This window comes from Fluviispira sanaruensis (genome assembly GCF_004295685.1).
Taxonomy (GTDB): Bacteria; Bdellovibrionota_B; Oligoflexia; order Silvanigrellales; family Silvanigrellaceae; genus Silvanigrella; species Silvanigrella sanaruensis.
The window spans coordinates 1,464,799-1,479,886 of record NZ_AP019368.1 but is presented as its reverse complement, the minus strand read 5'-3'; the positions used below and the strand labels follow the sequence as shown (position 1 = coordinate 1,479,886).

General features: G+C 33.9%; 13 protein-coding genes. 9 read left to right on the top strand and 4 right to left on the bottom strand.

The annotated features are described in order from the left end of the window. Window positions 1–68: 68 nt before the first annotated feature. Entirely contained in the window at window positions 69–554 is a 486-nt protein-coding gene (locus tag EZS29_RS06350; protein ID WP_130607693.1) for a DUF3299 domain-containing protein, read from the bottom strand. A 102-nt stretch (window positions 555–656) separates the two neighbouring features. Here EZS29_RS06350 and EZS29_RS06345 point away from each other — a divergent pair, with 102 nt between their 5' ends. The 6 genes from EZS29_RS06345 to EZS29_RS06320 all read left to right on the top strand — a co-directional run bounded on the left by EZS29_RS06345 (window position 657) and on the right by EZS29_RS06320 (window position 7,921). Then, window positions 657–2,450 carry a RecQ family ATP-dependent DNA helicase gene (locus tag EZS29_RS06345; RefSeq protein WP_130607691.1) on the top strand — a complete coding sequence of 598 codons (1,794 nt, stop codon included), beginning with the start codon at window positions 657–659 and terminating at the stop codon, window positions 2,448–2,450. Next, the gene (locus EZS29_RS06340; RefSeq protein ID WP_130607689.1) at window positions 2,447–5,032 is read left to right on the top strand and encodes a Lon protease family protein; all 2,586 of its coding nucleotides are present in this window, start codon (window positions 2,447–2,449) and stop codon (window positions 5,030–5,032) included. The genes EZS29_RS06345 and EZS29_RS06340 overlap by 4 nt, the downstream gene beginning before the upstream one ends. Next, window positions 5,029–6,465, top strand: coding sequence for an amino acid--tRNA ligase-related protein (locus tag EZS29_RS06335; RefSeq protein ID WP_130607687.1), 1,437 nt, complete (start codon window positions 5,029–5,031; stop codon window positions 6,463–6,465). The genes EZS29_RS06340 and EZS29_RS06335 overlap by 4 nt, the downstream gene beginning before the upstream one ends. A gap of 82 nt (window positions 6,466–6,547) precedes the next feature. Beyond that, a complete protein-coding gene (locus tag EZS29_RS06330) occupies window positions 6,548–6,967 on the top strand; it encodes an FtsB family cell division protein (RefSeq protein ID WP_130607685.1) in 420 nt (139 codons plus the stop codon). A gap of 132 nt (window positions 6,968–7,099) precedes the next feature. Beyond that, window positions 7,100–7,486 carry a PAS domain-containing protein gene (locus EZS29_RS06325; protein ID WP_130607683.1) on the top strand — a complete coding sequence of 129 codons (387 nt, stop codon included), beginning with the start codon at window positions 7,100–7,102 and terminating at the stop codon, window positions 7,484–7,486. A 45-nt stretch (window positions 7,487–7,531) separates the two neighbouring features. After that, the gene (locus EZS29_RS06320; RefSeq protein ID WP_172603811.1) at window positions 7,532–7,921 is read left to right on the top strand and encodes a PAS domain-containing protein; all 390 of its coding nucleotides are present in this window, start codon (window positions 7,532–7,534) and stop codon (window positions 7,919–7,921) included. Here the strand turns inward: EZS29_RS06320 and EZS29_RS06315 are convergent. Beyond that, a complete protein-coding gene (locus EZS29_RS06315; RefSeq protein WP_216678727.1) occupies window positions 7,895–9,301 on the bottom strand; it encodes a cryptochrome/photolyase family protein in 1,407 nt (468 codons plus the stop codon). The two genes, EZS29_RS06320 and EZS29_RS06315, sit on opposite strands and share 27 nt — an antisense overlap. A 154-nt stretch (window positions 9,302–9,455) precedes the next feature. Between EZS29_RS06315 and EZS29_RS06310 the strand changes: the two genes are divergently transcribed. Then, entirely contained in the window at window positions 9,456–10,358 is a 903-nt protein-coding gene (locus tag EZS29_RS06310) for an alpha/beta fold hydrolase (RefSeq protein ID WP_130607679.1), read from the top strand. Here the strand turns inward: EZS29_RS06310 and EZS29_RS06305 are convergent. Beyond that, window positions 10,339–12,207, bottom strand: a complete 1,869-nt coding sequence (locus EZS29_RS06305; RefSeq protein WP_172603810.1) for an IucA/IucC family protein — start codon at window positions 12,205–12,207, stop codon at window positions 10,339–10,341. The two genes, EZS29_RS06310 and EZS29_RS06305, sit on opposite strands and share 20 nt — an antisense overlap. A gap of 290 nt (window positions 12,208–12,497) precedes the next feature. On the opposite strand from EZS29_RS06305, the gene EZS29_RS06300 reads away from it, so the two are divergent. Further along, window positions 12,498–13,019, top strand: a complete 522-nt coding sequence (locus EZS29_RS06300; RefSeq protein WP_216678726.1) for a GAF domain-containing protein — start codon at window positions 12,498–12,500, stop codon at window positions 13,017–13,019. Between the two features lie 522 nt (window positions 13,020–13,541). After that, complete coding sequence (locus EZS29_RS06295; RefSeq protein WP_130607675.1) at window positions 13,542–14,168, top strand: transposase; 627 nt, start codon at window positions 13,542–13,544, stop codon at window positions 14,166–14,168. A 57-nt stretch (window positions 14,169–14,225) separates the two neighbouring features. Here the strand turns inward: EZS29_RS06295 and EZS29_RS06290 are convergent, their stop codons facing one another. Further along, the gene (locus tag EZS29_RS06290; RefSeq protein ID WP_130607672.1) at window positions 14,226–14,825 is read right to left on the bottom strand and encodes a YdeI/OmpD-associated family protein; all 600 of its coding nucleotides are present in this window, start codon (window positions 14,823–14,825) and stop codon (window positions 14,226–14,228) included. Window positions 14,826–15,088 lie beyond the last annotated feature (263 nt).

Genomic DNA, 15,088 nt, shown 5'->3' with positions numbered 1-15,088 from the left:
TTCTTATAGGGATATATTTGTTGAGTATTCCATTTATTTATATCGTTAAATATAATTATTTTTTTCAATCACATATATGGCAAAGTTTGTGATCCCAACATTTCAAAGGACGCCTTTATTTTCTTTCCGCTATTCTCGAGAAGAATAAATTTTCCTGTCAGCCAAACGGGCCCATAAGACATTTTTGCTTTTTTTCCTGAAGCCATCTTTACATGAATAATTTGATTTGGTGGTGGTGGTGGAACATGAATACAAGCCATTGGAGATGGAACAAATAAAAACTCATCGACAAAATCTTGATTGTCTTCGAGGGGAATAATAAATCCAGGAATTTTAATCATAGCACCATTGATAACTTTTAAATCTTTTGGGATAAGACCAGTTGTCACATCCAGTTGCTGCAAAAGATTCCAATCAATTTCTGTAACTCTAGAGTTGTTATATTGAGTATTAATCTGCTCTACTGAATCACCTCTGGATATTAAGTAAACAGCAACTCCACCACCAGCAATTCCGAATAGAACAAAAAGAATAATTTTAAAAGAAAAACGCATTTTTTAAACTCATTTCAATCAGATATAAAAACACTTTACCCATTTACTGTACTCCTTCGCAAAACCATCGTAAACAGGAGTCGTACGAAATGAGTGAGGTCTATGCAAACAGATTTTGTCCTAAAATGCGAAGAATTCGCAAAATCAAATTTTTCCCTGTCCGAATTACGTCCTGCCCAACGGGAAGTTCTTGCACAGATTTTTGAAAAAAAATTTGTCATTGCAACACTTCCGACAGGCGCTGGCAAAACTCTTTTATATTCTCTTCCAGCCTTATTTTTTAGCAATGAAACTGTGCTTGTTATCAGTCCTTTGATTTCTCTTATGCGTGATCAAGAAAGACGCATGAGCGATGCTTCTATCCCCTGTGTTGTTTTTACATCAGAACAATCCGAAGAAGAACGAAAAATTGCCTGGAGTAAAATGAGAAACAGAGAGGCTAAAATTATTTTTGCTTCTCCTGAGCGCTTTGTGCTACCTTCTTTTTTAAATGCTCTCGCAAAAATTAATATAAGTATGGCTGTTATTGATGAAGCACACTGTGTAGTAAACTGGGGACATAATTTCCGTCCAGAATATTCTGAAATTGGAAAAATATTAACAAAGTTAGAACCACCACGCATACTTGCCCTCACAGCAACCGCAGGACGAAACAGCAGACAAGACATTATTAAAAGAGTTTTTCCTGAAAATATCCAAGTCTCTGAATATATATCAAAGCCTTTAGCTGAAAATGTTTTTGTAGAAAGTCACCGCGTTTTTTCTGTCGATGAGCAATGGGAAAAACTAGTTAATATAATAAATGAGTCTTCTTCACAAAAAATCCTCGTTTATTTTCAATCACGCTTACTTTGTGAAGAAGCTGTGCGAAAATTAAGAAAATTAAAAATACACTCTGTTGCATACCATGCAGGCTTACCGAAAATGGATCGGAGAAGTGTTGAGCAATATGTGCATGATACAACACAAAAAACCGTTATTTGTGCCACAACTGCTTTTGGCATGGGAGTGGATATTTCCGGAATACTTCTCGTAATTGTCTTTGGCTTTCCAAGTAATATAGAAGAATTTTTTCAAATGCTCGGCCGAGGCGGTCGAGGGGGAGAGCCCTCGCGCGGATTGTTACTTTGGACAGGCTCCGATCCTATTAAAAGAGAATTTCAGTTTAAATCTTCTTTTCCAGAGCCCTCATTATTTTTAGAACTCAGTGCTTTGTTTATAAAGTTTATGCCGATTTATTATGGAGAAAGTTGCTTTATTTATAAATCAGAACTATTAAATGTTATAAAAACAAAAAAAGAACAAGATAAATTAAAAAAATTAGAAGCAATTTGTGCTGGCTTAAGAATATGCAATGCCTTAGAAGACACAAGGGTTGGCGAATCTTACTTAATAATCAAAGTAGCCGCACATTTGACATTTGCAGATGTTCTTGCCTCCCTCCCATTTGGCATAACGAAGCGAAAAAAAGTATTAGAAGGTCTGACATCTCTTGTAGAAAAGAGTTGGATTTCTTTACGAGGTGGGCAATGCGTCATTTCTTCAAAAATGCTAGCGGATGCGTCTGAAATGAATGTCACAAGTTGTGAGCAGGTTTTTTTGCACTATGATGAACAAAAAATCATTAATTTTGCTAAAATAGAGAGTGAACATGCAAAACAAGGTGTAATTTTGAAAAATGGCTATGTGCATTTGCAAAAAGAACTGCCGAGATATATTTCTGCCCGAAGCCATTTTCATGCAAGCTTGCGTGAACTTGACAAATTGTCTACTTCAGAAACGTGTAGGTTGTCTGCAAGCTTTGAATTCTTTGCCCCACGACATATACAAGGCGCATCAAAAAACCTTTGGCGTTGCATGCAGTGTGATATTTGCATTAGAAAGAGGACGGAATGAAAAATAACAAAAAGACGGAAGCATCACTTACGCAAAATATTTTGACAAAAAGAGAAAAAGAATTTCCAGTAGCCCAAAAATTGCAAAAAACCACACTCCGGTTTCGCCGACTCAATTCTGATGAAGTTTATAGATTTTGTGATTTTCAATCTACAGCTCCGGAAAAAAAAGCCAAGTCAGAACCAAATTACGATATTATATCGCAGGTGAGAGCTGTGCGAGCTATTAATTTAGGCCTTGGTATCCAAAAACCGGGTTACAATATTTATGTTGCAGGTGTACAGGGTACAGGAAAAACAAGTGTCATCCGTTCCTTTTTGAAAAAAACGGCAGCGCATTGCCCCACACCAGGTGATTGGATTTACGTTTATAACTTTAAAAATCCTGAATCTCCGCATGCGATGGAACTGAAAACAGGAATTGCAAAACGTTTTAAAAAACAAATGGATGAACTTGTCGAACAGCTCACAGTTGAGCTCGTCGATGCCTTTCAATCCGAAGAATACGAAACCAATGTGAATTCCACAGTCAATGTGAGCAATGAAAAAAAAGCAAAACTCTTCAGTGAATTGGAAAAGACAGCAAAAATAAAAAACTTTGGGGTCAAATCCACGCGCATGGGTATTGTTACTGTACCGATAATTGAAGGCAAACCTTTAAGTGAAAAAGATTATTCTGAGTTAAGCGATGAACAAAAAGAAAAAATAGAAGGCGAAAGAAATCTTTTAGAACCTGAAGTTTTAGATTTTGCAAGAAAAGTACGTTCCATAGAAAATGATACAAAAAATAAATTGGAAGAGCTGCAATCCGAACTTGGAGATTATGTAGTTAGCCAAGCACTTATTCCATTTTTAAAAGAATATGAAGTGCAAAAAAATGTGCTAGAGTATTTAGAAGATGTAAAAAAGCATCTTTTAGAAAATTTAAATGAATTTTTGCCTGATGAAGAAGAAGGGGAAGGAGAAGGAGAAGAAATATCAACTCCAAGTTCTTACCATCTTAAAAAAGGCGATCCACATTTGCCATATAGAATAAATGTTTTTGTTGATAATACGGAAGTCGAGGGCGCACCGATTATTATCGAAAACAATCCAACATTTTATAATTTATTTGGTAAAATCGAAAAAAATATTGAATATGGTGTTTACACCACAGACTTCAAAATGATAAAAGCGGGTTCCTTAGCTCGCGCTAATGGCGGTTACCTTGTTTTAAATGCACTCGATATATTACGTGCTCCACAAGTATGGGACACTTTAAAAAGAGTTGTTAAAAATCAAAAATTATTTATTGAAGATTTAGGTGAACAATACAGTATTTTAGCCACGAGCGGTTTGCGGCCCGAACCTATTCCATTAAATGTAAAAATTATTTTAATCGGATCGGACTGGATATATCGCATGTTGTATCAACATGATGAAGATTTTAATAAAATATTTAAAATAAAAGCTGATTTCGATGCACAAATGGATCGCAGTAATAAAACCATGGAAGATTACGTTGAATTTATTTCAACTCGTACAAAAGTTGAAAATTTATTGCCATTTGATGACACAGGAATAGCAGCAATTATAGAATTTGGCAGTAGAATCGTAGATGATCAAGATAAATTAACAACCCGATTTAGTTTAATTAAAGACATTACTATTGAAGCCGATTTTATGGCAAAAGAACGGAAGACAAAAAAAGTTTCGCGCAGTGATGTTGAAAAAGCGATTGAAGAACGATATATGCGCTCTGCAGCTATAGAAGATCACATAATTGAAATGTTGAAACGCAAAGATATTATTATTTCTACTTCATCACGGCGAGTTGGAGAAATAAATGGCCTCGCTGTTTATTCATTAGGGGATCTTTCTTTTGGAGTGCCAACACGTATTACCTGTAGAACCTACAAAGGCAAGCCGGGCATTTTAAATATAGAAAGAGAAGCTTCCCTTTCAGGTAAGCTACACAATAAAGGTGTCAGTATTTTAACTAGCTGGCTCAATGCAACCTTTGCCAAAAAATCGCCCGCAAATATTTCGGCGACAATTTGTTTTGAACAAAATTATAATGGAGTCGATGGTGACAGCGCAACTCTTGCAGAATTGTGTTTAGTTTTATCGACAATTGCCAATATTCCAATCGATCAAGGAATAGGTGTAACTGGATCAGTCAATCAATTTGGCGAAATTCAGCCCATTGGTGGAGTCAACGAAAAGATTGAAGGCTTCTTTAAAACCTGCAATCTTCAAGGTCTCAACGGTCGTCAAGGCTGCATTATTCCAGTACAAAATGTAAAACACCTTATGCTCAACCGTGAAGTACGAGAAGCAATTGAGAAAAATGAATTCCATATCTGGCCCGTATCTCGTGCTGAAGAAGCATTCGAGCTTTTAACGGGTTTCCATGCCGGAAATTGGGATGATAAAAAATCTTGCTTTGAAAAAGGGAGTGTATTTGAAAAAATATACAAAACTCTACATTTAAAAATAGACAATAAAGAAAAGAAAGCAAAAATTGCACATAAAAAGCTAACAAAACCTAAATCAACGCGTAAATCTCCTAGTCCTGTTAGAAAAAAAAGTACTAAAAAATGAATTTCAAGAAGAATCCGCTCTTATTGCAAAATCTCTTTGAATTGCGGCGCGTTCACTCCGTAACGCAAAGGCAATCGATGGGAAGAGTGTTTTTTTTAGACGACAAAATGGGATTGTGCGATGCAACGGGTACTATTTGGCCCGTAAACTTGCACAAAGAAGCCGCTATTGAAGAAATTAATTCTGGGGACATTATATTATTTTCATGTAATATCAAACGAAATAGTCCACAGAATTTAAATGAATATGTGGACAACTGTTACTTAATAGAAATCACGAGAATAATAAAAAAAACGACATGCCTTGCCCCTTGGCAAAATGCTTTTATTTCTTCGCCTATTCCCAACAGCTCATTTTTATTTCCAGACAATTCAATTTCGAATGAGCGACAAAAAAATACACATTTTTATTCCTCGCCCGCTTCACAAAGAATGAAAGTCATTCAACAACGCAATCGCTGTTTAGAGCGGACAAAAGCATTTTTTGTCAATCGTGGTTTTATCCAAGTTGAGACACCAACGCTGGTTCCGAGCGGAGGAGTTGAAGTTTATTTAAATACTTTTACTACGGATTATATAGATCACCGAGGCAAATCTTGGCAACTTGAATTGCCGACAAGTCCAGAGTTCGCCTTGAAAAAAATAATGGCTGAAGGGACATCTAAAATATTTCAACTCTCGCGTGCTTATCGCAATCAAGGTGAAATATCGCTACAGCATGAACCAGAATTTATCATGCTTGAATGGTATCGTGCAGGTGCATCGCTCCAACAAATTATGCACGACACACAAACTTTAGTGCAAACTCTAGCAAATTTTATCGGTAGTACTACTGAGCTCCCTAAACAGTGGCCCCAATTTAGAGTCGATGAATTATTTAAAAAACTGATAAATATCAATCTAGCAGAAGTACAAGACAGAGATATTTTTTATGCTAAAGCAAAAGATCTAAGTTTCTCGATTGTAGAGAGTGATGATTGGGATGCTCTTTTTTATAAGCTCTTTATGGAAAAAGTGGAACCTTATTTAAAGGAACAAGTAGTCTGTTTTGTCACTCATTATCCTATTCAAATGGGCGCTTTGGCAGCACAAGAAGTTGAGCCAGATAAAGTGCAAAATAGTTTAATAAAAAAACCTTATGTTGAACGCTGTGAGGCTTTTTTATTTGGTGTCGAAATTTGCAACGCGTATTTAGAATTGATCGATGCTCACAATCTTTTAGTTCGTTTTCAGAACACCACTGAGAAAAGGCCGTCACTCAAGCGTGACTCCATCTTTGAAAATGCAATGCAATTTGGCCTTCCTCCCTGCGCTGGCAACGCATTAGGAATTGATCGCGTCATTGCTCTCTTACTTGGCCAAATAGAGATCGCATCCCTTTATCCAATTCCATTCTTAAGCCAGTTTCCCGCTGAGACCGTTGCTAAAGAATAAGTGTTTGGCTTGACAAAAATTCATCAGAAATCCAAAAGAAGCTCAACAAATTTTTTTCCCCATGCTAAGATAGAGTGTGTCAGTGTTAAACACTTTTATTTACTCTATGAATGGTATAGAAATGTCCTCTCCCATCTCCAACTCTGCAGTTTTTTCTAAGAGATTTCAATCACTTGCAAGATGGGTGGTCGTAGTCGTTCTTTGGCTTATCATCGGCTCAATAGCCATCGGTAAAGCTGGAATTTCTAATTTTATGGAACTTATAAGTGAAAAAAATATATTAGTACAAACAAATATGGAACTTGAAATACAAAATCAAGAACTCGAACAGACAATTGCTCGACTCAAAAGCTCACCCAGCAAACAAGAACGCTACCTAAAACAAAATTTTGGTTATGTAGAGCAAGATGAATATATTTTTCAATTTAATACAAAAAACTCCTTTTCCTTCGGAGCAATTTCGCATAACTCTCCAATTTTTTCAGCAGAATCTTCGCGTTAGTTTTTTTTATCTTTGCAAAAATGATTTGACAATTTGTAAAAAAAATATTTACAATCGTGACCTAGATTTACTATAAAAATTAAAATTTTATAGGTATCATTTTCATTTTTAAAATAAAAGAAAAAATTAGCAATGGAACAAGAAGTATTTATTCACTTTAAAAAAATATTAGATCAATTTAATTTACCCAATTGGTTTCACCCCAACACCTGTCTGCTTTCCATTTGGAATTCATTATGTGAAATTATTTTTATGTCAAAAAATTGCATTTCTTTTTATGACTATACTGCGGAAGAATTTTTGCAAAAACCTGGATTTGAGTTTTTTCCTCCCGATGATTTTGACTCTCATATCAATAGACTTATATCCATATTTAACAATACTGGTGAAGAATTTTGTTTTAAAAAGAAGATACTTTCAAAAAAAGGAGTTTATGTCTACACAGAATCTTTTGCAAAATCATTTTACTCGGAATATTTTGACGAAGTGCTGCTTTTTATAATTTCACGCAAAATATAATATTATGTTTTACAAATATTTTTAACTCTTATGATGGATATTATTATGATTCTGAGTAATATCAATAATTATTTTGATTTTAAAGAAATACATACTCTATGTCCATTTGGACAAAATGATATGTTTTCAATTGTGAATATACTTAGTGAAGTGTTATTTGCATCAGAAGGACTAAAAAACTTCTTAGGTATTACAGACGAAGAAATCATAGGAAAATCTTCATATGATTTCACCCTGCAAGTTGAAAATCATGAAATTTCAGAAACACATGGAAAACTTATCACAGAAATTGGCATCGTGACAAAAATTAAATTTAGATTAATTCATAAATCTGGAGAATTATTCTGGGTTGAATCCACCGCTAAATCCTTTACTCAAAAAAATTCTGAGGATACAATGTTCTTTTGTTTAATGAAACAGATTCATTGCTTTTAAACGCTGAATATCGTGTTGAACAATTGGTTTGGGATAATCTATTCCTAATCTGCACTGAGCTGAAGTTAAAACCTTTTCAGGGGAATTTATTGGCTCATGAATATATCTATCATCCAATAATTTTAGTTCGGGACAATATTTACGGATAAAAGCTCCACTGGGATCAAATTTCTTGGATTGAGCTGCTGGGTTAAAAACTCTAAAATAAGGTTGAGCATCGCAACCCGTTGACGCACACCACTGCCATCCGCCATTGTTGGATGATAAGTCAAAATCGATCAAATTATCAGCAAAATATTCTTCGCCTTTTCTATAATCTAATAAGAGATCTTTAGTTAAAAAAGATGCTACAATCATACGCAATCGATTGTGCATCCAACCTGTTTGGTTAAACTGGCGCATTGCGGCATCGATGATGGGAAAACCAGTCATCCCATTTTTCCACTTTTCAAAATACTCAGGATTGTCATGCCACTGTATATTTACACACTGCTGCTTAAAACATTGTTCTTCTACATAAGGAAATTGACAGAGGATCATCTTATAAAATTCTCGCCAAATCAGCTCCGCTTGCCAAATATCAGATCCTTGTGAATGATTTTTCTCGGCAAAGTGAAAAAGTTCTCGAATGGATAAAGTACCAAAGCGCAAATGCACTGATAGTCGTGAAGTCCCTTCCACAGCAAAAAGATCCCTCGTCTCATGATAATGGCTCAATTTAGTTGCAAAATTCTGCAGACATTCGATACCTCCCGCTCGCCCGATTTTAAACTGCAGATGAATTGCTTTAAAACCAATATCTGTAAGGGATAGAGTTGAATTGAATCCATTTAGACTCTGCAATGAAAATAATTTATCAATTTTATACTTTGCCTCTTTAATCTTTTCCCTTTGATACATAGCTAACCAAGCTCTTTTATAGGGAGTAAATACTTGGTAGGGCTGAGCTTGTTTATTTAAAATTTCTTTTTCTTCAAAAATCACTTGATCTTTAAATGCAAAGAATTGGATATTGTGTGCTTGCAGTTGTTTCTTTACGGAATGATCTCTCGTATACGCATAATTCTCATAATCTTTATTACAAAAGAGAGCGTCGACATTTAAATTTATCGCAATTTTTGGGATTTCTACTTCGGGTTTTCCATATAAAATTAATATATCTTTCCCCTTATTATTAAGATCCTCTTTCAATTGAAGCAAAGTTTCATAAATAAACTGGACTCTTCTATCTTCTTTATTCTTTATTTTACTCAAAATATTCGAATCAAAAACGAACAGCGGAAGAACATTTTCAGACATTTCACAAGCTTTACTCAAAGCGATATTATCTTCTAAACGTAAATCTCGTCTAAGCCAAACGATAGTTTTTCTAAATTGCAAAATCAGACTCCATAAGCACGACTTTAAATGATGTTTTGCATTTAAAGTTGTTAAACAATATTTAAGACTAACTCATTTTATTAAAAAAAAAAGACTCGCCCACAAAAATGAATTATGCTAGTTAAATAAATTTCTATTTATTTTCGAGGATTTTATGCTTCCATACAGTTGTGCTCATTTTCAAATCTATGAATACACCCCATCGCAAAATAAAAAAATTGAAAAAGCTCTCTTTTTTGCTCATGCAAATGGCGTACCCGCACAAACCTATCGTACACTCTTCGAAAAAATGGCCGAACAATTAAATTGGCTCATTGTCACTTATGACATGCGCGGTATCGGTAAAACCGAAGCACCTGCAAAATTAATTAAGGACAAGCCCTCTGAATGGATTTGGGAAATATTAATTGAAGATCATATTGAACTCTTTCAAAAGATAAGAGAACAAAAGGCTCACGATCTTATATGGATCTTAGGCGGGCACAGCCTGGGCGCTTGGGTTTCTTTGCTTTCAGCAAAAACTTTGCAGATGGATAAACTTTATTTATTGGATCCACCTATACTGCCACCAAAAATAGTTCTAAAATGGAGTCTTGTCAGTTTATTAAAGTTAAAGCACTTAAGCCCGCTTTCACTGCGCGTCAAAAAAAGGAAGCTAAAATTTGCTTCCATTGAAAATGCTTTTCATGAATTTAAAAAAAGCTCATTTATGAAAAAATGGAGTGATGAAGCCATACTTGATTATATAAATGGAAGTTTTGCAAAAAAAGAGGACGAAATTCAACTTATCCATGATCCAAAGTGGGAAGGCATTATGTTTGAAGAATATCCTGCAATGGCTGCCTTCGGATTTTTAAAAGTTCCCTTTAAATTCCGTAATAAGGTCAGTCCGATCTTTTTTGTCGGTGAAAAAAGCGACACTTGCTTTCCGTGGGCAAAAAAATGGGTGCAGTTATTCTTTCCAAAACTCACTTGGGTTATAATCCCTAACGGAACACACATGTATCCAATTGAAATGCCCGATGAACTTATTCTAGCTATTCAACGTCACTCATAGGATTTTGAATTCCTACAAAAAGATACTCACTTTTCCCTCCATTTAAACGCATTTTGGTCATTGCTTTCATTTGGATAGTGTCTTTAAAGAGATCTTCTTCATCTTCAGTGGCCTGAAGTTCAATCAGCGGATCTTTTTTTAATTCAGCAAACGTTTCTTGACATACGCATTTCACTTCATCCCATAGTTCTTTTTCAGAAATAGAGTAATTCTTTTGCAGTTCAATAATGATTTCACCAATATTATTTTGAAAGAAAGAATAAAATAAATTTTTATGCAATGCACAAGCATTTTTACAAAATAGATTCGCATCTTCACTGACTAAATTTAATGTGAAATTTTGCTTTTCTAATCGCTCTTTATTAATTCGAATTTGTGAAAAATCTCTGACAAAAAGCGCGACTGGTTCGCCTTTAGAGAAGACGGGCACACAGTTTTGTAAATGTGCAGATAAACTTAATCCATAACGACTTAATAAAGTTAACAGAGGAGGAATCGCGATAGAAATATATTTCTTAAAAAAAGACTTTGCGGCTTTATCTATTAAAAGATACTGATATTTATCACTATACTCACAAATAAATTCAGTGATTATACTTTTACCATTGATTGGTGACTTTTCTAATAAAGCGGCTGCAGGCAAACAGATTTCGTTTTCTTTTAAATAATTTTCAGGATTCTCTCTTAATAGACAGCTGAGATTTTCGCTCAACTCGTCTTTTTCAGCTTTAATATATTTATCAGAATACTCAATATAGCTTACACCTGACACTTCTGCTTGAATTCTGAACTGACCATTCTGAAATGATTTTAAATCTCGTTGGATTGATAGAAGCATTTTAGAAATGCGTGGGGCATATTCAGTAGCTTTACTAGATAGCAAACCAAAATCACTGGGGGTTAATAGATTTATTGTGGTTTTAATATGATGGCGCTTGTGCTCAATACTTTGCAGAGGTGCAAATGAACGCAAAGAAACCATTGATAGAGATGGAATTCTTACCGAGATAAGAGGAATGATTTTATTCTCTGTAATTTGATTTTTAAATTTAGGTAGGATTGAGTGTTTGCGCTGCCAAGGATGCACTGGAATAAAATCATAATTGCTATAATCGAGTCCTTTTGCTGCCAGCTCTGCTTTTATTTTTTCTGAAAAATCAGGGTACTCTTTAAATAATAGATCAGAAAATGAATATCCTTCCAGTAATGTTACTTTGCAATGTGATTTTTTAACTGCCATGATTTCGAGGTAAACTATGTTGCGCCACTCTGGTGAATAAGTCATTAATTCATCGATATCAAAACCTATTTTTGTTTTTGCACTTGGATGCAAAGGGTGCCCCTGTATAACGCATTGCTCATAAAATGAGAGTGAACTAAATTGTTTATTCTCACTTTTTTGTAATTGAATCCACTCAATGGATGACTTCACATCAGTTTCGTTTGTAGATTTTTGATATTCATTTTTAATAAGTTCATAAGATATTTCTGCTAAAATAAGATTTGTCAAACTATTTTCAATTTCATTACAGAAATGAGCAAAATTTTCTTCAGAAATATTATGCTCATTTGTTAAATCTTTTTTCACCAATGCAAGGAACTCAAGCGGGTGATTTATATTTTGCACACCATGCTGTGAAATATACTGGATATCACTGAGGAGATCGAAACGTTCGAAGGAATCAAAAGAATCGATCAATGCGATAAGTTTCTCATTATTAGTTAAATTAATTTCAATGCTATTATCGATTTTACAGACTTTCATATTTTCTTTTTGTAAAATAGTTTCACGCACGAAAGCTTGAAATAGCTTACTTAATATTGTTCTTTTGGCATGATTTCTATCCATATATTGCCTCATTCATTTAAATTTTTACTTTATTTTAATTATTCTAAACGCTAGTGCTTCTTTGATTTTTTTTTATCAATTTAATCGAATACATAGATCTGCTCCAAATAATCACATTAATGAGAATGATTCTCAGTATCGATCTTACAGATATTCTTTCTAGACAAAAAATCAATAGATATTATAAAAAAGATTGGTGAAAAATATTTTTAGTTTTTGTATATTTTTAAAAATATATATAAAATAAAAATTCACACACTATCATGTTAAATAGATAAAGGATTTTTTTCATGAGTCTTATAACGGTTACAGATTTAACGTTAAATGAAATGAATTACGACGAATTCCTAAATATGTTTACAAACTTTCTAAACTATGAAAAGGATTGGCTCGCAAATTTATCAAATACCTGTTCACTATTAAATAACTTTTTATCTGACATCAATTGGGTTGGATTTTATCTTTTAAAACAGGATGAATTGGTTCTCGGCCCTTTCCAAGGAAAAGTTGCCTGTACACGTATTGCTTTTGGCAAAGGGGTTTGTGGCACAGCCATAAAACATTTAAAAACTATGCGAGTGGATGATGTGCATAATTTCACAGGCCACATTGCCTGCGACAGCGACTCCCGTTCCGAAATTGTCATTCCTCTGTTCCGAAATAATAACCAACGGACAAAAGAAAATCTTATAGGTGTTCTGGATATAGATAGTCCAAACTTAGATCGCTTTTCACGACATGATGCCGAAAAGCTCGAAGAGTTAGTGGGAATATTGTGTGAAAAAACGCAATGGCCTGAGTTTTTCGCATAATTCATTCGTTATATAATTCACCTTTTTTCTTTCTTCTCCCAATCTTTGTTTGCACAGAAAAACATTAATTCATGTTTTTTATCATTATTTTTATTATTTATTAAGTATTTACAATTTATCACACCGAGCGTAAGACCTCGTTCTTCAGAGCGAGGATATAAGCGAGCTGAAAAGATCGCAGCACCAAACGGTGCAAGGTTGAATTGAAAACCTGACGAGGCATGCAAAAAGACGATAGGAATTTTTGCTTGTCGAAAGTTGGCTTTATGAGTAAATTTTCTGTATACTTCTTTTTTAAGTAAATGGAGTTAAGAGCAATTTATAACAACATATCACTACAGAATTAAAGATTTAAGGAGAGCAAATAGAGTGCTTTCTCGGATGTCTCGTTCTGTAAATATGGTATGGAATTTTTGAAAGCAAACTCAAAAAGAAGCTCTTAAAAATAAATCCGTTAAGTTAATAAATAATAAAAAATCGGGTGAAAAAGCTTCTATACCTTACTTTTTAACGAAATTTGAGATGAATAATCTTGTGAGTGGGAGCTCAAAAGAGTTAGAATTACACTCTCAAACAGTTCAATTTGTTTCTGAAGAATACATCACACACAGGATTCAGTTTAAAACACTATTGCGTTGGCGTGGGAAAAGATCTTTAGGATGGATACCGTTTAAAGCTTCCGCAATTAAAATTCATAATGGAAAAATATCTTATCAAAAAAATGAATTTTCTTTTTGGAACTCAAGAGATCTTCCAGAAGATGCAAAAATAAAAACAGGCTCATTTTGTCAAGATAAAAGCGGACATTGGTATTTAAATGTTGCTTTTGAAAGTGAACAAATTGGAATTACAAGAGAAGATGATAAAGAAATTAGGATAGATATTGGGATTAAAACTCTTGCTACTTGTTCAAATGGTGAAAAGATAGAGCGGCCAAATTTAAGAAAAAATGCATTAGCAAAACTTCGGTATTTAAAAAGATGTCAAAGGTTTGCACAAAGAAAGCAATCGAAAAGTAAAAAATACCGAGAATTGCCAAAAGCAAAACAAGAAATAAAACTTCATATAAATATTCATTTCAGACAAAATCATCTTAAAATCCTTACTAAGGAAGATGACTTGTTTATGACTTTTAGAATCATCAGATAAATTTATAAATAATGGTGCCTTATATAGACTCATTCGCTACGCGAATGAATTGTAAAATTATTTTTTTATCTTCAGCAAATCACGATAGTGATTTGCTCGAATACTTTTAGCAGCCAGTTGAACAGTTTCTTTAATGCGTTTATTTCTAGTTTCTTCAGTCTTTGCAGCATTAATCCATTCAAGAACTACTCTTTTTGATGAAGGAGACATTGACTGATAAAACTTATACGCCTTCTGGTTACGTTTAAGCAGCATTTCCAAATCATTCGGTAATTCTAAACGATCAGAAGCATTGAGCTTAGACCATGCCCCATTTTTTTTAGCAATATTTATTTTTTCAAGTCCATATTTAGTCATTAAGCCCTTAGCAATTAACTCTTTCACGCGCTTTTTATTCAATGCAGACCAAACACTTGCAGGTTTTCTTTGGGAAACGAGTAATTTATAACTGTACTCATCTAACTTTCGCGGGATACTGTCAATCCATCCGAAACACAACGCCTCTTCAGTAACATCAACTGCACTTAGGTTTAACTTACCGCTCGAAATTTTAAAGATAACAACCCAAACACTTTCTTTTTGCTCATGATTTTTTTTGAGCCAAGCTCTGAACTGAGCTCTTGATTTTGGAATAACTTCTTGGAATATCTTTCTCATATAGCACACTAATAAATGAAAATTAAATTTAAAAAAATATATAAAATATGGTAAATTTATTCAACAAAATATACAAATGTCAATTCTGAGTACCAGCAAAAAATCAAGCACAATAAGTCAAATAAAAATAACTATTTCAATAGTATTTTTATATTTTATCCAAATCGATTTACTATAAATAAAATGCTCAAAAAATGACATGCAAATTATATCATCTTAAATTTTCACTTATCAGTATATTGTTAATAAAAAAGGAACCCATG